Here is a 20758-nt window from a genome sequence, read left to right as displayed (position 1 = left end):
CATGTGGTTCACGCGAATCAGCATCAACAATCCGGTTTTTGCCGCCATGATGATGGCGGCGTTTCTCGTGATCGGTCTCTTTTCGTATCAGCGGTTGAAGGTCGATCAGTTCCCCGATATCACCTTCCCCGTTGTTGTCGTGCAGACAGCGTATCCGGGGGCATCGCCGGAATCGGTGGAATCCGATGTCACGCGCAAGGTCGAGGAAGCGGTCAACACGATCAGCGGTATCGATGAAATCTCGTCGCACTCGTACGACGCGTTGTCGGTGGTGATCGTCCAGTTCGACCTGTCCGTGAATGTGATGCAGGCGGCGCAGGACGTGCGCGACAAAGTGGCGCTGATCCGGCCCGACCTGCGCGACGGCGTGAAGGAACCGCGCGTGTTGCGCTACGACCCGGCCGACATGCCGATCGTTACCGTCGCGGTTTCGAACGCGCCGGGGTCGCTGCTCAGCACCCGCGATCTCACGACCACCGCCGACCAGATCGTGCGAAAACGCCTGGAGACGGTGCGCGGCGTGGGGTCGGTGAGCATTGTCGGTGGCGTGAAACGGCAAGTGCGCATCGACGTCAGTCCCGACCGGCTGCAAGCGCTTTCCGTAGGCGTCGATCAGGTGATCCGCGCCGTGCAGAACGAAAACCAGGAGATTCCGGCGGGGCCGCTGACATCGGCGGGAATCGAGCAGACCGTGCAGGTGAAGGGCCGCTTCCAGACGCCCGATGACTTCAAGCGGATCATCGTCGCCCGGCGCGGCGCCTCGAATGCAGGCCATGCCGTCACGCTCGATCAGGTCGCGCAAGTTGTCGACGGTCAGGAAGAGCCCGACAGCATGGCGCTGCTGAACGGGAACCGGGCGCTGTTTTTATCGGTGATCAAGGCTCAGGGCGAGAACACCGTCGACGTGGCGCAAGGGATCCGCGCCGAAGTCGCGGCGCTCCAAAAATCCTTGCCGCCGGGCGTGAAGCTCGACGTCACCGACGATTCATCGCGCGAAATCGAAAACAGCGTGAACGAGGTCAAGGGCACGTTGCTGGAAGGCGCGCTGCTGACGATTGCAATCGTGTTCCTGTTCCTCGGTTCGTGGCGCAGCACCGTGATCACCGGACTCACCTTGCCGATTGCGTTGATCGGCACGTTCGCGTTCATGTACATGGCCGGATTCACGATCAACGTGATCACGCTGATGGCATTGTCGCTTTGCGTGGGGCTGCTGATCGACGACGCGATCGTGGTGCGCGAGAACATCGTGCGCCATGTCCAGCTTGGAGCCGATCACCGCACCGCCGCGCTCGACGGCACGAAGGAAATCGCGCTCGCCGTGCTTGCCACGACATTCTCCATTGTCGCCGTGTTCCTGCCGGTCGGCTTCATGAGCGGGATTATCGGACGCTTCTTCCATCAGTTCGGCGTGACGGTTGCGGCCGCCGTGCTGATATCGATGTTCGTGTCGTTCACGCTCGACCCGATGCTTTCGTCGATCTGGCCGGACCCTGCCCTGCATGTCCGCGGCACGAAATATCTGGCGCGGTTTCTTGCGTACTTCGAGCACGGCGTGGAGCGGCTCGCGCGGTTCTACCAGCGGCTGCTCGGGTGGTCGCTGCGGCATCGCGTGGCGACCCTGGTGGTCGCCGCCGCGACGTTCATTGGCAGCCTGTTTCTCGTGCCGCTGATCGGCACCGAGTTCGTGCCGAACGCCGATTTCTCCACTACGCAGATCGGCTTGAACACGCCGGTGGGGACGTCGCTGGAAGCTACCGCCGACAAGGTCCGGCAAGTCGAAACCGTGCTCGCGCAGTACCCGGAAGTCCGCTACAGCTACGCGACCATCAACTCCGGCAACGCGCAGGGCAAGAACGACGCGATGATCACCGTGCATTTGAAGGAGCGGCGCGACCGCACGCGCGGCGTGCAGGAGCTGAATCAGGTCTTTCGCGACCGGCTGAAAAGCATCGCCGGGATTATTGTGACCGAGATCGGCATGTCGGACGGCGCGGGGTCGAACAAAGCCGTCCAGTTCAGCCTTCAGGGCGACAACCTTGACGAGCTGCGCCGTCTTTCGGCCGAAGCACAACACCGGCTTGCGAAGATTCCGGGCCTGGTGGATCTGGACGCGAGCCTGAAAGACGACAAGCCGATTGTGGCCATTGATATCCGGCGCGAACTCGCATCTGACCTGGGCGTCGGCGTGGCGGAAGTCGGTCAGGCGTTGCGCCCGTTGCTTTCGGGAGACGCCATCAGCACGTGGCGCGCGCCCGACGATCAGGATTACGATGTGAGCGTGCGGTTGCCATCGGCCGAACGGCGCAACGTGGACGACTTGTCGAAGCTGATGATCGCTACGAGCCGCACCGATGCCAACGGCGCGCCCTTGCTCGTGCCGCTGCGCCAGGTCGCCGCGATCACCGAAACCACCGGGCCCGATGTGATCAGCCGCCGGGATTTGTCGAGGGAGGTCGAGATATCGGCGAACGTGACCGGGCGCTCGCCGGGCGAAGTGGCCGCGGACGTCAAGAAGACACTTGACGACATGCACCTTCCGGCCGGCTACCGATACCGCTTCGGCGGCTCCACGAAGAGCATGAACGAGTCGTTCATCTACGCCGTGCAGGCGCTGGCGCTGGCCGTGATCTTCATCTACATGATCCTTGCGTCGCAATTCGGCAGCTTCCTGCAGCCGCTCGCGATCATGGCGTCCTTGCCGCTCACGCTGATCGGCGTGCTGGCCGCGTTGCTGCTGTTCGGCAGCACGCTCAACATGTTTTCGATCATCGGCTTCATCATGCTGATGGGGCTCGTGACAAAGAACGCGATCTTGCTGATCGACTTTGCGAACCAGGCGCGGCGCGGAAGTCTGCTCGATGCCTCCGGCAAGGGACACGCCATGTCCCGCAGCGATGCGTTGCTCGAAGCCGCGCGCGTGCGTCTGCGGCCAATCCTGATGACCACGCTCGCAATGATCTTCGGCATGCTGCCGCTCGCACTCGGGCTGGGTGAAGGCGGCGAGCAGCGCGGGCCGCTTGGGCAGACTGTGATTGGCGGCGTGATTACGTCGTCGCTGCTGACGCTGGTAGTCGTGCCGGTGGTCTACACGGTGCTGGACGACTTCGGCGCGTGGGCCTCACGAAAATGGCGACGCAAGGAAAAGCCGGCGACGGGCACGGGGCCGCTTTAACTTGCACGACTTGCGGGTCGCCTTCCATAAAGCCGAAGGCGGCGCGGAACCATTGCCGCCCAAGGCTATTTTTTCGCCAGGACCAAGCCCTCTTCTTCGCTCCGTACCGCAACCTTGCGCGGCCGGCCGCCGCGAGCGCCGTTCGCCCGAGCAGCTTCAACCTTTGAAGCGCTGCGGCTCGCGCCGCCGGCCTTGCCCATTCGCCGGGCCATGAACGACCTCGATCCAACTACGCCTGCGAGCAGCGGAAGCACAAGAATGTCGGCGTCGACGGCAGGGAAATACAGGCCCGTACCCGAAGCCGTGATCTCGATTTCTTCGAGATCCTCATTCGATGCGTGTTCCAGACCTTGTATCAGCCGCGCAGGAATGGCGAACGACGCACCGTTCGACAACTCGATTGATAGCCGGCCGTCCTCCGGAATGAACACCGCGGAAAGCGCTACCGGATTTTCGGTAACGTGCTTGCGCGCCCGCTCTTCGGCTTCGCGCATCTGGCGTTCGGTAATTTCAACTAAAGCAGTCATGAAGTGTCTTCCATTCAGTGCACAGTGAGCCGACCACGTTCTGCATCCGGCGGGCAAAGGTGTTTGCAGCGGCGTGTGAAAAACCGTGGTTTCTAACAAGCGCCGGCGGTCCATTCGGACAGTGAAGATTAAAAACAGCATGCTGGTTCCCGTCCAGTACGTGGACGTGCGCCGGCATATGGTCGTTCAGATAAATCACGACGCGTGCAGCGCCGATGCGAAAAATCGTTGGCATGTGTTCACTCTATACGTTGGCAGCGCGCAAGTAAACCCAAACGCTTGGGTTTTTTCTGGCATTGTTGTTTTCCGCATGCAGACAATCGCAGCAGCGGAAATCCAAGCTTAAGGAACCCGCCCTGTCGCCGCTATCAGCCGGATGGCTAACGCGCTCGTTTGCGCTGAGTATTAACTACCGGAAGCGTCCGACTGGCATAGAATGACAGCCACTTTCGGGCACGGTCGGCCCTCGCGCGCCGCCCGGCACCATGTCCAGTTCACGCCACTGAATCTTGTCGAACATGCCCATCACTTCGCCGCAATTTGCTCCCCTCGCGCAACTCGCTGCAGCCCTTCGCGACGGCAAGGCCACTAGCCGGATGCTCGTCGAACAGGCACTCGAACGCATCGCAGATCCCGCCGGACAAGGCGCGATCGCTTTCCTTCAGGTCGATGCCGGCCGCGCCCGCGCCGCCGCTGACGCGCATGACGCACTTCGCCGCGCCGGCACCGTGCTCTCGCCGCTCGCAGGCATTCCCATATCGATCAAGGATCTCTTCAATATCGAAGGCCAGGTCACGCGCGCGGGTTCGCGCGTGCTGGCCGACGCACAGCCGGCCAAGGCTGACGCCGTCGCCGTTGCACGGTTGCGGCGTGCCGGCGGCGTGATCGTCGGGCGAACCAACATGAGCGAATTTGCGTTTTCCGGGCTGGGGCTGAACCCGCATTACGGGACGCCGCGCTCGCCGTATCGAAGCAACGTGGCGGGCGACGAACGCATCGCGGGCGGCTCGTCTTCAGGGGCGGCGGCATCGGTCGCGGACGGCATGGCCGCCATTGCACTGGGCACGGACACCGGCGGTTCCATCCGCATCCCGGCCGCGCTCTGCGGACTGACCGGCTTCAAACCGACCGCGGCGCGCGTGCCCACGCAAGGCGGCGTGCCCTTGTCCACGACGCTCGATTCGTTCGGGCCAATCGGGTTGTCGGTGGCGTGCTGCGCGTTGGTCGACAGGATCCTGGCCGGCCGCGACGCCGTCGTGCCAGCAACCCGGCCGCTCGACGGCGTGCGCCTCGGCGTGCTGACCAACTTCGTGATGGACGGCGTCGACGAAACCGTTGCAAGCGCGTATTCGGCTGCCATCGGGCATCTGTCGGCGGCGGGCGCGTTGGTGGAGGACGTGCGTTTCGGGCCGCTCGACCAGCTTGGCGAGATCAGCCGCTTCAGCTTCGCGTCCATGGAAGCATATGCGTGGCACCGGCAATTGCTCGCAGCGCATGCCGACCAGTACGACCCCCGCGTGCGCACGCGGATCGTGAAGGGCGCGCCGGCTACAGCTGCCGATTATCTCGACCTTTTGCAGGCACGCGCCGCGATGATCGAGCAAGCGCGCACGCTGTGGCAGCGGTTTGACGCCATCGTGTGCCCGACCGTGCCGGTCGTGCCGCCGCGCATCGCCGATCTGGAACACGACGACGAAGCATTCGGCCGCATCAATGCACTGATCTTGCGCAATCCGTCGGTCTTCAATTTCCTCGATAGTTGCGCGTTGTCACTGCCTTGCCATCCACGTGGCGAAGCTCCGGTCGGCCTGATGCTGGCCGGCGCGCCATTTGGCGACGACGTGCTGCTTTCCATTGGCCGCGCGGTCGAAGCCGTGCTTGAGACCACCCGATAAACAACGCGATAGAATTCCGTCGCCGGATGCGCATCTTCAGGTGCTTTTTTCTCGAACCAACCGGAAATATGAATAATTCATTGAATCACTTCACCATGCACGGGGACGATCGCGCAATTCGCCGCGAACGGCGGCTACTGGTCCTGCTTGCGCTGATAAGCCTGGCACTGGTCGGCGGCGCGCTTTATCTGCAGTTCGTGAAAGGTGAAGATCCCTGCCCGCTCTGCATCATCCAGCGTTATTTCTTCGTGCTGATCGCCGTATTTGCGCTGCTTGGCGCGTCGTTCAGAGGTTGGCGCGGGATCGCGCTGCTCGAGGTGCTCGTCGTCCTCTCAGCGCTGGGCGGCGTGGTCGCTTCCGCGCGGCACGTCTATGTCCAGGCGCATCCGGGTTTCAGTTGCGGTTTCGATGCGCTGCAACCCCTTGTGGATTCCCTGCCGCCCGCGCAGTGGCTGCCGCAGGTGTTCAAGGTCGCAGGCTTGTGCGAGACGCCGTACCCGCCAATTCTCGGACTTTCGCTTCCGCAGTGGGGCCTGATCGGGTTCACTGTAATGTTTCTGGCCGTCGCCGGAAGTTTGTGGTCCAAACGCAGGCTGCGAGCCTGATAAACGGGCCTCGGCGCTGGCCCTGTGTTTCGCCGAGCCCTTGAACTCCCCGAACCGCGTCAGCCAAGCAAATCCGGCCGCTCCAGGCCGCTGCGCCTCGAATCCGGGGCTTTCCCCCTCGCCCCGGATCACCCGCGTCGCCGAACGCGTTCCGCCCTCATTCGGCTCCTCGCATGATCTGGATACGCTCACCGGAATCTTTTCAAGATATTGCGGTGATATCTTGTTTCATGGATGGCGATCCACGTGCGCTCTTCGGCCGGACTTTCAAAGCCGATTTCGCGTAACGCGCGCCTGATCCGCAATGTCTCGGACTTCTATATGACAACGCAAACCATCCGGTTTTTTCAGCACGGCGCAATCCGCGAAGTGCTTGATGCACCCGCCACCCGCACCGTGCTGCAGCATTTGCGCGAACACGACCAATGCACCGGCACCAAGGAAGGCTGCGCCGAGGGCGATTGTGGCGCGTGCACGGTGGTTATCGGTGAACTGGATGGCGACGGGCAACCGCAGCTCAAGGCGGTCAACGCCTGCATCCAGCTCATGCCGACGCTCGATGGCCGCGCGCTTTTCACCGTCGAAGATCTGCGCGAGAAGGACGGCACGCTGCATCCCGTCCAGCAGGCCATGGTCGATTGCCACGGTTCGCAATGCGGCTTCTGCACACCGGGTTTCGTGATGTCGATGTGGGCGCTCTACCAGAATCAGCCGAGCGACGCCGGCATGCCCACCCGCGACGAAATCAACGCCGCCCTCTCCGGCAATCTCTGCCGGTGCACGGGGTATCGGCCGATCGTGGATGCTTCGCAGAAAATGTTCGAGTATCCGCGCTCGGCGCTCGACCGCGAGACGCTCAAAGAGCAACTCCAATCCATCCAGCGCAAGTACACGTTCGAATACACGGCGCCCGACGCACGCGGCGCCGCGTTCGGCCGTCCGACCTTCTACGCGCCGGTGACGCTCGCGGAGTTCGGCCGCCTTCGCGCCGAACACCCGGACGCAAGGATTCTTGCCGGCAGCACGGACATCGGCTTGTGGATCACCAAGCAATTCCGCAATCTCGGCGATATCCTCTTCATTGGCAATGTGGCCGAGTTGAAGTCCATTACGCGCGATGCTCAATGGCTCACCGTTGGCGCGGCGGCGTCGCTGGAAGATGCGTATGGCGCGCTCTCGTCCATTTATCCGGAACTCGCGGAGATGTGGACGCGCTTTGCATCGCGGCCGATCCGCAACGCCGGCACGCTCGGCGGGAATGTCGCGAACGGTTCGCCCATCGGCGATTCCATGCCTGCGCTGATCGCGCTCGACGCCGAAATCGTGCTGCAGCGTGCGATGAAAACCCGCTCGATGCCGCTCGACAAGTTCTATCTCGGCTATCAGAAATCCGCGCTCGAACCGGGCGAGTTCGTGGCGGCGATCCGTGTGCCGCTGCCATCGGCGAAATTGCGTTTTCGCACTTACAAGGTCTCGAAGCGCTACGACTCGGACATCTCGGCCGTGTGCGCGGCGTTCGCGGTGACGCTCGATGGCACCCGTGTCACCGCCGCGCGATTCGCGTTCGGCGGCATGGCGGCAACGCCGAAGCGGGCATCGAATGCCGAAGCCGTCCTGGTGAATCAGGAGTGGAACGAGGCGAACGTCCAGGCCGCCATGCAGGCGCTGGACGTCGACTTCCAGCCGCTCACCGACATGCGTGCGTCGAGCGCCTACAGAAGCAAAGTGGCGCGCAACGTGCTCTGGCGTTTCTTCCTGGAAACGCGCGAGAACGAGCCGCTCGCACTCCACGACGTCAACGCGTTCGCGTTCGACACGCAATAAGCGGGTCTTTCACAGGCCGTATAAACGCAGCACCACAAGCATCAAGGACCACGCGATGAACAAGCGTACCGATCCCCTCCTCGACAGCGCCGCCGACAGCGAAATCACGGCGCGCACCGGTGAAACCCTCGACGCGCCATCGGCTAAAAAGCCGGAGGGCGCCGCGATCGGCGTCGGCTTGCCGCACGAATCGGCGCACCTGCATGTAAGCGGCGAAGCCACGTATGTGGATGACATCGGCGAGGTGCGCGGCACCTTGCACGCGGCGCTTGGCCTGTCGCGGCATGCGCATGCGCGCATCGTGTCGATCAACCTCGATCTCGTTCTTGCCGCGCCCGGCGTGATCGCCGTCTTTACCGCCGACGACATCCCCGGCGAGAACAATTGCGGCCCCGTGCTGCACGACGACCCGATCCTCGCCAAAGACGAAGTGCATTACCTTGGGCAGCCGGTGTTTGCGGTTATCGCGGAAACGCACGATCTGGCGCGCCGCGCTGCCGCGCTCGCCAAAAGCGAAGAAGTGATCCGGTACGAACCGCTCGAAGCCATCCTCACACCGCGTGATGCCAAGGCGAAGAAGGAATTCGTGTTGCCGCCGCTGCATTTGAAACGTGGCGATCCGGATGGAAAGATGGCGGCGGCGAAGCACCGGCTCCAGGGTGAATTCGAAGTCGGCGGGCAGGAGCAGTTCTATCTGGAAGGGCAGATTGCGTACGCTGTCCCGAAGGAACATGACTCAATCCTCGTCTATAGCTCGACGCAGCATCCGAGCGAAATGCAGCATCTGGTCGCGCACATGCTCGACTGGCCCACGCACAACGTCCAGTGCGAATGCCGCAGGATGGGCGGTGGATTCGGCGGCAAGGAATCGCAATCGGGGATCTTTGCGTGCATCGCGTCGCTGGCCGCGCATTTGCTGCATAAACCCGTGAAACTGCGGGCCGATCGCGACGACGATTTCATGATCACCGGCAAGCGCCACGACGCCGTCTACACCTACGAAGCCGGCTTCGATGACGACGGCCGTCTGCAAGGCGCGCGCGTGGAAATCGCATTGCGCGCAGGTTATTCGGCGGATTTGTCGGGCGCCGTGGCGACACGCGCGGTCTGCCATTTCGATAACGCGTACTTCTTGAAAGACGTCGATATCACCGCGCTGTGCTGCCGCACGAACACGCAGTCGAACACGGCATTTCGCGGCTTCGGCGGTCCGCAAGGCGCGCTCGTGATGGAAGTCTTGATGGATGAGATCGCGCACCGGTTGAAGCGCGATCCCGTCGATGTGCGTCGCGTGAACTACTACGGCATCGGCGAGCGCAACGTTACGCCGTACGGCCAGACCGTCGAAGACAATGTGCTTCAACCCCTGACCGATGAACTGGTTTCAACGAGTGCCTATGCGCAGCGGCGCCGTGCGATTGCCGCGTTCAACGCAACAAGTCCCGTGCTCAAGCGCGGCATTGCGTTCACGCCCGTCAAGTTCGGCATCTCGTTCAACGTGCCGTTCCTGAACCAGGCCGGCGCGCTCGTGCATGTCTACAAGGACGGCTCCGCGCTCGTGAATCACGGCGGCACGGAAATGGGCCAGGGCTTGAACACAAAGGTCGCGCAGGTCGTGGCGAATGCATTGGGCGTGGCGTTATCGCGAGTTCGCGTGACGGCGACCGATACCTCCAAGGTCGTGAATACATCGGCGACGGCGGCATCGACGGGAAGCGATTTGAACGGTAAAGCGGCCGAAGCCGCCGCACTCACCGTTCGCGCACGGCTCGCGGAACTGGCGGCAAGACAACTCGGCGGACGTCCGGAAGACGTGCGTTTCCACAATGGCGTGGTGGAATCGAACGGTGGCCAGATGCCCTTCGATCAACTCGTCGCGGCTGCTTATCTTGCGCGTGTCCAGTTGTGGTCCGATGGTTTCTACGCCACGCCCAAGGTCAACTGGGATTCGAAAACGCTGACCGGCCAGCCGTTCTACTATTTCGCGTACGGCGCGGCGATCTCGGAAGTGGTCGTGGACACGCTGACCGGCGAATGGCGTTTGCTACGCGCCGATATCCTCCACGACGCGGGCCAGTCGATCAACCCATCGCTCGATATCGGTCAGGTGGAGGGCGGCTTCGTGCAAGGCATGGGCTGGCTCACGACCGAAGAACTCTGGTGGAACCGCGATGGCCGCCTGATGACACACGCGCCGTCCACTTACAAGATTCCATCAGTGAGCGATATTCCTGCCGCGATGAACGTGAAGCTCTTCGAGAACCAGAACGTCGAGCCGACCGTGTTCCGTTCAAAGGCCGTAGGCGAGCCGCCGCTGCTGCTCGGATTTTCGGTGTTGCTCGCGATTCGCGCGGCCATCGCGTCGACAGCACCCGATTCCATCGATGCCCCCGTTTTGCGCGCCCCCGCCACACCTGAATCGATACTGAACGCTTTGGACGCGCAAGCATCGAAGCAAGTAGTCGAAGCAGTAGCAGACGTCGCGCAGCCCGCGACGGTCAACTAGGAGCGCACACCATGCAAGCCTGGCTGCACGACCTGCAACACCTTCTCGCACACGGCGACGCCGTCGTGCTGGTGACGGTCGCGCGCGTGCAGGGTTCGGCGCCGCGCGAGCCGGGAACGAAGATGCTCGTTACCCGCGACGACACGCGTCATACCATCGGCGGCGGCCATCTCGAATGGAAAGCGATCGAAACCGCGCGGCAAGTGCTGAAAGACGGCGCGCGCAGTCCGCACATGCGGCGTCTCGAACGTTTCGCACTCGGCCCGAGTCTCGGCCAGTGTTGCGGCGGCGCAGTCGTGCTGGCGTTCGAGCGCCTGGATATCGGCGATCTGGCATGGGTGACGTCGCTTAACAAACGCCTGACGCAGGGCCATCCGACCGTGCGCAGCGTCGGTTTCGGTCCCTTCCCCGAAGCTGTGATGCTGTCCGATCCCGAGCCGGGCACGAACACGCAGGACTGCCTGCTCTGGGACGGCTCAGGCTTCGACGAAAGCGGCGCATTGCTCACCGAGACCATCACGTTGCGCGAGTTCTCCGTGGTGCTGTTCGGCGCGGGACACGTGGGCGCGGCGATCGTCAGGGTGCTGGCCAATCTGCCATGCCGGGTCGTCTGGGTCGATGAACGCGATGAAACCTTCCCGCCCCCGGATCATCTCCCTGACAACGTCACCATGGACGCCAGCGGCACGCCCGAATCCGCCGTGGACGAAGCCAGGGCCAACAGCTATTTCCTGGTAATGACGCATAACCACGCGCTCGATCTCGCGCTCGCCGAACGCATTCTCCGCCGTGGGGATTTCGCGTTTTTCGGCATGATCGGTTCGCACACGAAGAAGGTCCAGTTCGAGCGGCGTCTGGCGGCGCGCGGTATCGAACCCATGCGGATTGACCGCATGACCTGCCCCATCGGCGTACCCGGAATCGTTGATAAAGCCCCGGAAATGATCGCAGTCTCCGTTGCAGCCCAGTTGTTGCAGAAGGTCGAAGAACACGCCGCGCACGGCTACAATTCCGCGCAGCATCCGCAAACCGCGTGATCAAGACCTTTTTTAAGCACAACAACATGACTGCCACTCTCGCCGAAAAGATCGCCCGCGCGCCCAAAGCCGAGCTCCATATCCATATTGAAGGTTCGCTCGAACCCGAACTGATTTTCGAGCTGGCAAAGCGCAACGGCGTGACGCTCGCGTACGATTCCATCGATGCATTGCGCGCGGCTTACGCATTCACCGACCTGCAATCGTTCCTGGATATTTATTACGCCGGCGCGAGCGTGCTGCTGCACGAACGCGATTTTCACGACATGACCATGGCGTACGTCGAACGCGCGCTTGCCGACCATGTCACGCACACCGAAATTTTCTTCGATCCCCAGACGCACACCGAGCGCGGTGTGTCGATTGCGACGGCAATGGCGGGTATTGAAAGCGCGTTGGCCGAAGGCGAGAAGCGCGGCCTGACGAGCAAGGTGATCCTGTGTTTCCTGCGCCATTTGCCGGAGGAAGACGCGCTCAAGACATTCAATGAAGCCCTGCCCCTGTTCGATCAATACAAGCATCGGCTGATTGGTGTCGGGCTGGATTCGTCGGAGCGTGGACATCCGCCGTCGAAGTTCGAGCGCGTGTTCGCAAAGGCGCGCGATAAAGGCCTGAAACTCGTGGCGCATGCAGGCGAAGAAGGACCGCCTGCGTACGTGTACGAAGCGCTCGATCTGCTGAAGGTCGATCGTGTCGATCACGGCGTGCGCAGCATGGAAGACCCGGCGTTGGTCGCGCGTCTCGCCGATGCCCGCATTGCGCTGACCGTCTGCCCGCTGTCGAACCTGAAGCTGCGCGTCTTCGACGACATGACCAAGCACACGCTCAAGGCGCTGCTCGACCAGGGCGTGGCCGTGATGATCAATTCGGACGATCCGGCGTACTTCGGCGGTTACGTGAACGCCAATTACTTCGCGATCCAGGAAGCCCTGAATCTCACCGATGCCGAGGTCTACACGCTGCTCAAGAACAGCCTGGAAGCCTCGTTCGTGACGGATGCAGAACGCAACGCCATGGTCGCCAAGCTCGATGCCTACTGGCACGCAGCGGCCTGACGCGCGGGAACGTCATGGCATCGATTACTCAGGACAGCACCACGCTCGAGCGTTTCTTCGGCATCCGCGCCGCGGGTTCGCGCACGAAAACGGAAGTCGTCGCGGGCATCACGACCTTTCTCACGGCGATGTACATCATCGTCGTCAATCCAGGGATCTTGTCGCAGGCGGGCGTGCCGTTTCCCGCGGCGCTGACGGCGACCGTGATCGTGAGTTTCCTCGGCAGTTGCGCGATGGGTTTGTACGCGCGCAACCCCGTGCTGGTGGCGCCCGGCATGGGCATGAACGCGCTGTTTGCGTTCGTGATGGTCCACGGCGGCAAGATGCCGTGGCAGACGGCGCTTGGCTGCGTCTTCTGGGCCGGCGTGATCTTCGCGGTCCTCGCGTTGTTCAACGCGCGCAAGCTGGTCGTCGATGCCATTCCGGCGAATCTGCGCCACGCTGTATCGTGCGGCATCGGGCTCTTTATCAGCTTGATTGGCCTGGTCAACGCGAAGTTCGTGGTCGGCGATCCGGTCACGATCGTGCATTCGGCATCGCTGAATCCGGTAGTGATCACGTTCCTGATCGGCTTGGCCGTGACCACCATCCTGGTCGCGCGCAAGGTGACCGGCGCGCTGATGCTAGGCATCATTTTCACGACCGTGATTGCGATTCCAATTGGCCGGTTCTGGGGCGACGGCACGGCATACTGGCCCGCCGCAATCGCCACGAAAACACTCGTGAACTGGAACGGCCTGGTCTCGGCCCCGGATTTTTCGGCGCTCGGCCGGCTCGATATTTTCGGCTCGCTGAAGGTGATCTACTGGCCGTTCATCTTCGTCATGTTGTTCACGTCGTTCTTCGACGCGCTTTCAACCTTCATGGCGATCTCGGAAGCCGGCAAGCTTTACGACAAAGATGGCAACCCGCGCAACATCCGCGAGTCGATGATGGTCGATTCGTTCTCCGCACTGATTTCCGCGCCGCTCGGGACAAGCCCGGCGAACGCCTACATTGAATCGGCGGCGGGGATTTCGGCGGGCGGACGCACGGGCCTGGTCGCGGTCATCGCGGGCCTGTGTTTCCTGCCGTTCCTGTTCCTCTCGCCGCTGCTCTCGCTCGTGCCCGCAATCGCGACGGCGCCGGCGCTCGTGCTTGTCGGCGTGTTCATGATGGAATCGATCACGAAGATCGAATGGGGCCGTTTCGACGAAGCCATTCCCGCCTTCCTCGCAATGATCCTGATCCCGCTGACCTACTCGATCACCGATGGCATTGCGTACGGATTCCTCGCGTTTGTCGTGATCAAGTTCTTCACGGGCCGCGGAAAAGAAATCAAGCCGGCGATGTGGATTGTCGCCGCGCTTTCGTTGCTGCTTTTGACACAGCTATAACACGCTTTACTGGAGACGTTTCAAATGCCTACGCCCACCCGCCAGACCGCCTACCGCGCGCAACTTCTCACGTTCCGCGACGATCCTGCTTTCTCCGACAGCAACGCCGTGTATGAGACCGACGGCCTGTTGCTCGTGGAGAATGGCCGCGTGGTGGCGGCGGGCGCGTATGCGGCCTTGCGCGCTCAGATCGCGCCGGACGCCATCGTCAAGGATCTGCGCGACAAGCTGATCGTGCCGGGCTTCATCGATTCGCACATTCACTACCCGCAGACCGACATGATCGCGTCGCCCGCGCCCGGTTTGCTGCCATGGTTGAACACGTACACGTTTCCGACCGAGCGCAAGTTCGAAGACCCGGCGTATGCACGCGAGACGGCAGGATTTTTCATCGATGAACTCCTCGCGTGCGGCACGACCAGCGCGCTCGTGTATTGCACGGTCCACAAGCAATCCGCCGATGCCTTCTTCGGCGAAAGCGAATCCCGCAATCTGCGCATGATCGCGGGCAAGGTGCTGATGGATCGTAATTGCCCGGAATATCTGCAAGATACCGCGCAATCCGGTTACGACGACAGCGCCGAACTCATCGCGAAATGGCATGGCCGCGGACGTCAGGAATATGCGCTCACGCCACGTTTTGCGCCGACCTCCACCGAGGCGCAACTCGAAGCCTGCGCGGTGCTCGCGCGCAAGCACCAGGACGTATATATCCAGAGCCACGTCGCGGAAAACACCGACGAGATCAAATGGGTCGAAAGCCTGTTCCCCGGGCATCGAAGCTATCTGGACATCTACGATCACTACGATCTGCTGCGTCAACGCGCGGTCTATGGCCATTGCATCTACCTCGACGATACCGACCGTCAACGCATGGCCGAGACCGGCGCGGTCGCGTCGCATTGCCCGACATCGAACCTGTTCCTCGGCAGCGGCCTCTTCGATATCGAAAAAGCCGGCAAAGCGAACATGCCGGTCGCGCTCGCCACCGACGTAGGCGGCGGCACATCGTTTTCGATGCTGCAAACCATGGGCGAAGCACACAAGATCGCGCGCCTGACAGGTCATCACCTGACGGCCGCACGCATGTTCTGGCTTGCGACGACGGGCGCCGCGCAAGTGCTCGATATGGCGGACAAGGTCGGGACGCTGAAACCTGGCAGTGAAGCCGATTTCGTCGTGCTGGATCCGGCCGGCACGCCGCTTCTCGCGCGTCGCACGACACGGGCGGACTCGCTGGAAGAACTGTTGTTCGCATTCGCAATGCTGGGCGATGACCGCGCGGTCTTCGAAACCTATTCGGCGGGGCAGCGTGTGCATGAAAGAGATGCACGGCGTGCTGCGGTTGCGGAGCTGGCTGCAGCTTGACCACGCGCGACGGGGCCATTTAACCGTTACGAGAACGTAAGCCCGATCGGACAAAATTACAGATCGAGCGCGTTTGTCGGCTTCCCGGTAAAGTTTAGCCTTTGGCAACGCCCGAGCGCTTACCCACCGTTCATGAAGCCACACATCAAGCCGCTTTATCGAGCCGTCCGAATCGGCTTGACCGTCCTGATTGCCGCAACCTCCGTGCACGCTTCGGCTTACGCGCTGGACTCCTTGCTCGATTGCAAAGCCGACGCGCACGCGTTCATCGCGCCGCTTCAACAGGACCACGTTATCGAAGCCACGCCCATGCGCGTGGAAGCCAATTCCATCAACGCATTCAAGCCGACGCGCGACAGCCATCTGACCGCCTTCGATTTCGGTGTGTTCGCGGTCGTCGGATTTCAAAAGGACGACGCGATCTTCAAGACCGGGACCGGCGCGCCAATCGCGGAATCGGCTTACGGCGCGGTGGTTATCGGCGGGGAAGAGTCAGTGAGACAGAAAGTTCGCGCCGCCGGAAGCGACGCCATCATCCATCATGTCGCGCCGTTCATCACCGCGATTTTCTGCAACCGGGATTGATGAGTTTCCAAAAAGAAGGCCGCGACAACATGGCGTTGTCGCGGCCTTCTTCGTTTGAGCACAAGCCTTGATGCTTAACGCACGATATTCGCTATCGATGCAATCAGCCCGTCGATGTCCGCTGCGTGCAAAGCGCCCATCGTGGAGATGCGGAACAGTTCGTTCGACAAACCGCCCTGCCCGGCGTAGATCACGAAACCCTTGGTCTTCAACGCGTCGTGCAAAACCGGGTACGTGGTTCCCGCGGGCAACCGGTAAGCCCGCAACACGACCGACGACTCGCCATCCGGCAGCGCGCCTTCGATACCCAACGCAGCCAGCCCCGAACGCGCCTGCTCGGCGAGCGCCGCGTAGCGCGCATGACGCGCGTTCAGGCCGCCTTCGTCCTCGAACTCGCGCAGCGCTTCGACCAGCGCGTAATACGCGTGCACGGAGGGCGTAAACGGCGTATTGCGTTCGTCCTGCAACCTGGCCAGGCGCGTGATGCCGAGGTAATAGGTGCGGCTCGCAGCATGTTTCAGCGCTTCGCGTTTCGCGATCACAAATGCCGCGCCGGGAACGCCATGCAGACATTTGTTGGCGGTCGCGGCGACGGCGGTGATGCCGCCGCCATCGAAGTCGATATGCTCGGCGCCGAAGCTGCTCACGCCATCGAGCAACAAGCCGATACCGCGTGCCTTGCACGCCGCGCTCAACTGGTCGATCTTGTTCAGGCGGCCGGTTGTCGTCTCGTGATGGATGATCGCGACGTTCGTGAAACCATCCAGCTTGGCCGTGATCGCATCGACATCCGGCGCTTCCATCCACGCATACTTAACGACCTCGTGATCGATGCCGTACTGCGTCGCGATCTGCGCAATCCGCTCGCCGTACACGCCATTCTCGATGACCAGCAGACGTCCGCCCTCCGGCACCATTCCGGCGATCATGCTTTCCACGGCAGCCGTGCCCGAACCCGTCATCAAGACAGCCGTCCAGACCTTCGGATCAAGCGAATAAGCCGCAAGCAAACGCGAGCGCGCTTCGTCCTGCAGATCGAAAAATTCCGGCTCGCGATGGCACAAGTCGGTTTGCAGCAGGCTATTGCGCACGCGTTCGGTCAGCGTGACAGGGCCGGGGTTGAGCAGCAGCATGATGTCTAGCGTCCGATATGTTTTTGCAGGCGCGCGCGCACGTCTTCCGGTGTGATCGACGGCCGCGGCAAGTCGCCGGGCGTGCCGGTGCTGATCGACAGGCGGGCGAAGCGAACGCCATCGACACCCTTTGCTTCGAACAACGTGTCGATGACCGAAAGATCGTCGCCGTCGAGCGCCAGCGCGTACCCGCACGCCGATGCAATGCGTGCAAACTCGACGCCCGGCGACACGGTTGCCTGACCGCCGGTCGACTCGTGGGCACCGTTGTCGAGCAGCAGGTGCGTGAGGTTCGACGGGCCGTACGCGCCGAGCGTGGCGAACACGCCCATGCGCATGAGCGCGGCGCCGTCGCCATCGAGCGCGATCACGTTCAGGTCCGGGCGCGACAAAGCCAGCCCGAGCGCCATGGGCGTCACGCATCCCATTGATCCGACGAGGTACAACTGGTTGTCGCGGTCGTCAATGGCGTAGAGTTCGCGCCCGCAAAATCCCGTCGATGCCAGCACGACCGTGGATTCCTTCGGCGTATGCGCGATCACGCGTTGCAGTGCGTCGTGGCGTGAAGACAGTTCGCCGTTTTCAGCGAATTGCGTTCGGACTTCGGCGCGCTCGTTCAAAGCACGCCGGCGCACGCCGCTCAAGCCCTTCTTCGTGAGCTTGTACGGCGCAACACTGCCCTTCTGCATCACGAGCGCATACGGCCGCCCGGTGCTGTCCATATGCGCGGTCGCACGATCGAGCGCGGGACCAATTGCATCGGCTTCGGTGGGGAACAATTCCCATGGAATCTCCATGGTGTCCAGCATGGCTGGCGTGACCGGACCCATCAGCGCGTGCTGGGGTTCATCGGCAACACCGGGCTGGCCGCGCCATGTGACGATCAGCAATTGCGGCAGCCTGAACGTCCAGGTCAGCGACGTGAGCGGGCTCACCGCGTTGCCGAGCCCGGAGTTCTGCATCATCGCCACACCGCGCCGCTTCTTGAACTCGCCCGATGCGCCCAGCGCCACGCCCGCGATCAACGCAACCGCGTCACCCTCGTTCGCTGCCGAAACATAATTCAGCGACTCGTCCTGCAGCACGTAATTGATGAACGGCGTCAGGTACGAGCACGGCACGCCCGCGTACCAGTCGAAACCGCGCTCACGCGCGGCTTCGACAAATTGTGCAGCTTCGATCACGCGCCTGCCTCCGCGCCCGACGATCCGTTCGATCCGTACGGTGCTTGCCCGTGAGCGAAGTCACCGGCTTGACGCAGTTCGTCGAGGTCGTTCACGCCGCGCCAGTGGCCATGCACGTATTGCACTTCGATGCGCTCGCCCGCCGCGATCAGTGCGTTGAGCAGCGCGGCCATGTCGAGCCTGGCAAAGTCATCGCGTCGTTGCAGTTGTTCGAGCGTGGCGACCAGACGCTCGCGGCCCGCGCCGCGGACGTTGAGCAAGCCCATCCAGCGGCCTTGCGGCGCTTTCGATTCCACGTTTGCCGGAGCGGCCGAGCTCGTGACGCTTTCGAGCCAGACTTTCTGGCCGAAGAGCGCGCGGTCATCGGCGGTGGAGCAGAACGCAAAGTCCGTCGATGCAACCCCGGCTTGCGGCGTCTGCGACGAATCCACGACCACGCAGAAGTCGCTGTCGGACTCCACCAGATCGCGAAGAATGTAGCTGCGGAACAAGAGGTCGCCGTACGAGATGACCGTGTCGGCCGTGAACGATTTCGCTGCGCATGCGAGCGAAGCCAGTTCACCCGTCTGCTCATGCTTTTCGTTCACTACAAGGCGAACGCCCGATGTATCGATGGCATCAGCGCGATAACCGCCCACCACCGTGATGTCGTTGATGCCTTCCTTCTTGAACGCTTCGACCAGGCGGCGCAGCAGCGGCTTGCCCGCGATCGGCAGCATCACCTTGGGTTTGTCGGCGGTGACGGCTTCGAGGCCTGCGCCCCGGCTTGCCGCCAGAACAACCGCGTTACGCGATGCGCTCGCCGACGACAGATACACGCCCTCGGCCGTCGAATACTCTTCGGCGTCCTGCAGACGGAAGATCTCGTTCACGCTCGCCACGCGGTCTTCCACGTTCACGAGCGTCTGGCTGGTGTGGATTTCCTTCGCGATAGCCTGCATGGTCGATGCCGCGCCGCGCAGCAAATGGTTCGCCCAGATCACCGTGCTGATGCCGGCCTGACGAAAGACATCGGTTGGCGTGCTGTAGTACTTGGTCGGCACGATCACGAGCGGGCCGCGGCCGGCCCATTCACGTGCGAACGTGAGGATCTCGTCGGGCTTCGACAGCTTGCTGTGAATCAGGATGGCGTCCGCACCGGCTTGGCGATAAGCCTCGGCGCGCTTCAGCGCCTCTTCCATGCCCCAGCCGGCAATCAACGCTTCAACGCGCGCGACGATCGAGAAATTCGGATCGCTTTGCGAATCCTTGCCGGCCTTGATCTTGCCGCAGAACTCGTCCATCTCGGCGAGCGGCTGGCGCTCACCGTTCAGGAAAGAGTTCGTCTTTGGAAACTGCTTGTCCTCAATACACACGCCTGCAATACCGCGCTGTTCCAGCTTCTTCACCAACCGGCGGACATTATTGAAGTTGCCGTAACCAGTGTCGCCGTCGAGCAGGATAGGAAGGTCGCTGGCATCCGCCATGAACTCGAGCGTGTCGACCACTTGCGTCCAGCTTGCTTCGTTGTTGTCGCGTACGCCGAACTGCGCGGAGATCGTCAGGCCCGAGCCCCAGATCGCCTTGAAGCCGGCTTCCTTGACAATGCGCGCCGACAAGCCGTTGTGCGCTTCCATCAGGAATTCGAGCTCATTGCTTTGAAGCATTTCGCGCAGACGAAGGGAACGGGCATAAGCCGCGGGCAGTTGATACGGTGCGTTCATCGTAGGGCTCCAGCAAGCTGACGCAGTTGCGGCAAGACTTCGTCGGCCGCGCGTTTAACGTCGTTTTGAAAATCGATTTCGATCCACGGCGCGCCGGTTACATCGGCGACGTCGAATACCTGGCTGCGTTCCAGCAGCAGATCGCGGACAGCTTCTTCATGCGGCAGGTTCGCGCGACCCGTCGCGACGTATCCCGCGACGATCTCGGCCAGACGGCGTGCGGCGGTTTCATCGAAGCGGAAAAATCCCACCGATTCGCCAATCACGTCGTACTGCAGATCCGCCAGCACCTGCTTGCGCAACTCGACCGGTACGCCATTCGCCACGCAGAGTTTCACGGGTTCATCGCCCGCTTCGAAATCACGGTCGATCAACAAGCGGTTCACCGGCCCCGCGCCCGCGACCAGCGGTTCGAGAATGCGTTCGTCGTAAAGCACGTCGGCGTCCATCAGGAGCACGTCGCCGCCACGCGTCAACGCATCGGCCGCCGTATGCACGGACAACACGCTGCCAAGCGAAAACTCGTTGTTCACCACCACTTCGGTATGTGGCTTCCAGGCGATCGTGGCCAGTTCCTCTTCAACCACTTCGTGCTTGAATCCGAGTACAAAAACGATCTCGTCGACGCCCGCGGTTTTCAGCAGTTGCAGATGACGTTCAAGCAGCGACGATTCGCCAAAACGCAGCAGGCACTTCGGCTTTTGCTGCCCTTCAGGCTGCACGAGACGTAATCCCATGCCGGCGGCAAGGATGATTGCGCGCATGTTGATCCTATGGGTAAGGCT

16 protein-coding genes are annotated in these 20758 nt (G+C 62.2%); 10 read left to right on the top strand and 6 right to left on the bottom strand.

Annotated elements, in window-relative coordinates:
• The first annotated feature begins 1 nt into the window (after position 1).
• Positions 2-3175: an efflux RND transporter permease subunit gene (locus AXG89_RS10320; protein ID WP_061998874.1), complete on the top strand. Its 3174-nt coding sequence runs from the start codon at positions 2-4 to the stop codon at positions 3173-3175.
• 65 nt (positions 3176-3240) lie between these two features.
• On the opposite strand, the gene AXG89_RS10315 is transcribed toward AXG89_RS10320, so the two are convergent.
• Together AXG89_RS10315 and AXG89_RS10310 are read right to left on the bottom strand one after the other, a co-directional pair.
• Complete coding sequence (locus AXG89_RS10315; RefSeq protein WP_082771387.1) at positions 3241-3702, bottom strand: DUF2442 domain-containing protein; 462 nt, start codon at positions 3700-3702, stop codon at positions 3241-3243.
• Positions 3686-3937, bottom strand: a complete 252-nt coding sequence (locus AXG89_RS10310) for a DUF4160 domain-containing protein (RefSeq protein ID WP_082771386.1) — start codon at positions 3935-3937, stop codon at positions 3686-3688. Before AXG89_RS10310 ends, AXG89_RS10315 begins: the two co-directional genes overlap by 17 nt.
• Before the next feature lie 283 nt (positions 3938-4220).
• Here AXG89_RS10310 and AXG89_RS10305 point away from each other — a divergent pair, with 283 nt between their 5' ends.
• From AXG89_RS10305 to AXG89_RS10265, 9 genes are all read left to right on the top strand, one after another.
• Complete coding sequence (locus tag AXG89_RS10305) at positions 4221-5597, top strand: amidase (RefSeq protein WP_062169591.1); 1377 nt, start codon at positions 4221-4223, stop codon at positions 5595-5597.
• A 95-nt stretch (positions 5598-5692) separates the two neighbouring features.
• Complete coding sequence (locus AXG89_RS10300; protein WP_062170510.1) at positions 5693-6202, top strand: disulfide bond formation protein B; 510 nt, start codon at positions 5693-5695, stop codon at positions 6200-6202.
• Positions 6203-6523: 321 nt separating this feature from the next.
• A complete protein-coding gene (xdhA, locus tag AXG89_RS10295; RefSeq protein ID WP_205583046.1) occupies positions 6524-8026 on the top strand; it encodes a xanthine dehydrogenase small subunit in 1503 nt (500 codons plus the stop codon).
• Positions 8027-8081: 55 nt separating this feature from the next.
• Positions 8082-10532: a xanthine dehydrogenase molybdopterin binding subunit gene (gene xdhB / locus AXG89_RS10290; protein WP_082771385.1), complete on the top strand. Its 2451-nt coding sequence runs from the start codon at positions 8082-8084 to the stop codon at positions 10530-10532.
• Positions 10533-10543: 11 nt separating this feature from the next.
• Positions 10544-11569: a xanthine dehydrogenase accessory protein XdhC gene (xdhC, locus tag AXG89_RS10285; RefSeq protein WP_062169587.1), complete on the top strand. Its 1026-nt coding sequence runs from the start codon at positions 10544-10546 to the stop codon at positions 11567-11569.
• 26 nt (positions 11570-11595) lie between these two features.
• Positions 11596-12624, top strand: coding sequence for an adenosine deaminase (locus AXG89_RS10280; RefSeq protein WP_062170506.1), 1029 nt, complete (start codon positions 11596-11598; stop codon positions 12622-12624).
• Positions 12625-12638: 14 nt separating this feature from the next.
• Entirely contained in the window at positions 12639-14000 is a 1362-nt protein-coding gene (locus AXG89_RS10275) for an NCS2 family permease (RefSeq protein ID WP_062169586.1), read from the top strand.
• 24 nt (positions 14001-14024) lie between these two features.
• Positions 14025-15368: a guanine deaminase gene (gene guaD / locus AXG89_RS10270; RefSeq protein ID WP_061998867.1), complete on the top strand. Its 1344-nt coding sequence runs from the start codon at positions 14025-14027 to the stop codon at positions 15366-15368.
• Between the two features lie 132 nt (positions 15369-15500).
• Positions 15501-15953 (top strand): hypothetical protein, encoded by a 453-nt coding sequence (locus AXG89_RS10265; protein WP_061998866.1) that lies wholly within the window; start codon positions 15501-15503, stop codon positions 15951-15953.
• 74 nt (positions 15954-16027) lie between these two features.
• Here AXG89_RS10265 and AXG89_RS10260 read toward each other — a convergent pair whose 3' ends face one another.
• Genes AXG89_RS10260 through AXG89_RS10245 form a run of 4 tightly spaced genes read right to left on the bottom strand, consistent with a single transcriptional unit; the run spans position 16028 to position 20737 of the window.
• Positions 16028-17086 carry a 2-aminoethylphosphonate aminotransferase gene (locus AXG89_RS10260; protein WP_062169584.1) on the bottom strand — a complete coding sequence of 353 codons (1059 nt, stop codon included), beginning with the start codon at positions 17084-17086 and terminating at the stop codon, positions 16028-16030.
• 5 nt (positions 17087-17091) lie between these two features.
• Positions 17092-18270 carry a phosphonopyruvate decarboxylase gene (gene aepY / locus AXG89_RS10255; RefSeq protein WP_062169582.1) on the bottom strand — a complete coding sequence of 393 codons (1179 nt, stop codon included), beginning with the start codon at positions 18268-18270 and terminating at the stop codon, positions 17092-17094.
• Complete coding sequence (gene aepX / locus AXG89_RS10250) at positions 18267-19973, bottom strand: phosphoenolpyruvate mutase (protein WP_061998863.1); 1707 nt, start codon at positions 19971-19973, stop codon at positions 18267-18269. Before aepX ends, aepY begins: the two co-directional genes overlap by 4 nt.
• Positions 19970-20737, bottom strand: coding sequence for a phosphocholine cytidylyltransferase family protein (locus AXG89_RS10245; RefSeq protein WP_062169580.1), 768 nt, complete (start codon positions 20735-20737; stop codon positions 19970-19972). The genes aepX and AXG89_RS10245 overlap by 4 nt, the downstream gene beginning before the upstream one ends.
• Positions 20738-20758 lie beyond the last annotated feature (21 nt).

This window comes from Burkholderia sp. PAMC 26561, assembly GCF_001557535.2.
Lineage (GTDB): Bacteria > Pseudomonadota > Gammaproteobacteria > Burkholderiales > Burkholderiaceae > Caballeronia.
The sequence above is the reverse complement of the archived record's forward strand: the minus strand, read 5'-3'. Positions and strand labels throughout refer to the sequence as shown.

Excerpts from the sequence above, each read along its gene's own strand:
- AXG89_RS10320 (WP_061998874.1), top strand. The coding sequence starts at position 2 with ATGTGGTTCACGCGAATCAGCATCAACAATCCGGTTTTTGCCGCCATG.
- AXG89_RS10315 (WP_082771387.1), bottom strand. The coding sequence starts at position 3,702 with ATGACTGCTTTAGTTGAAATTACCGAACGCCAGATGCGCGAAGCCGAA.
- AXG89_RS10310 (WP_082771386.1), bottom strand. The coding sequence starts at position 3,937 with ATGCCAACGATTTTTCGCATCGGCGCTGCACGCGTCGTGATTTATCTG.
- AXG89_RS10305 (WP_062169591.1), top strand. The coding sequence starts at position 4,221 with ATGCCCATCACTTCGCCGCAATTTGCTCCCCTCGCGCAACTCGCTGCA.
- AXG89_RS10300 (WP_062170510.1), top strand. The coding sequence starts at position 5,693 with ATGCACGGGGACGATCGCGCAATTCGCCGCGAACGGCGGCTACTGGTC.
- xdhA (WP_205583046.1), top strand. The coding sequence starts at position 6,524 with ATGACAACGCAAACCATCCGGTTTTTTCAGCACGGCGCAATCCGCGAA.
- xdhB (WP_082771385.1), top strand. The coding sequence starts at position 8,082 with ATGAACAAGCGTACCGATCCCCTCCTCGACAGCGCCGCCGACAGCGAA.
- xdhC (WP_062169587.1), top strand. The coding sequence starts at position 10,544 with ATGCAAGCCTGGCTGCACGACCTGCAACACCTTCTCGCACACGGCGAC.
- AXG89_RS10280 (WP_062170506.1), top strand. The coding sequence starts at position 11,596 with ATGACTGCCACTCTCGCCGAAAAGATCGCCCGCGCGCCCAAAGCCGAG.
- AXG89_RS10275 (WP_062169586.1), top strand. The coding sequence starts at position 12,639 with ATGGCATCGATTACTCAGGACAGCACCACGCTCGAGCGTTTCTTCGGC.
- guaD (WP_061998867.1), top strand. The coding sequence starts at position 14,025 with ATGCCTACGCCCACCCGCCAGACCGCCTACCGCGCGCAACTTCTCACG.
- AXG89_RS10265 (WP_061998866.1), top strand. The coding sequence starts at position 15,501 with ATGAAGCCACACATCAAGCCGCTTTATCGAGCCGTCCGAATCGGCTTG.
- AXG89_RS10260 (WP_062169584.1), bottom strand. The coding sequence starts at position 17,086 with ATGCTGCTGCTCAACCCCGGCCCTGTCACGCTGACCGAACGCGTGCGC.
- aepX (WP_061998863.1), bottom strand. The coding sequence starts at position 19,973 with ATGAACGCACCGTATCAACTGCCCGCGGCTTATGCCCGTTCCCTTCGT.
- AXG89_RS10245 (WP_062169580.1), bottom strand. The coding sequence starts at position 20,737 with ATGCGCGCAATCATCCTTGCCGCCGGCATGGGATTACGTCTCGTGCAG.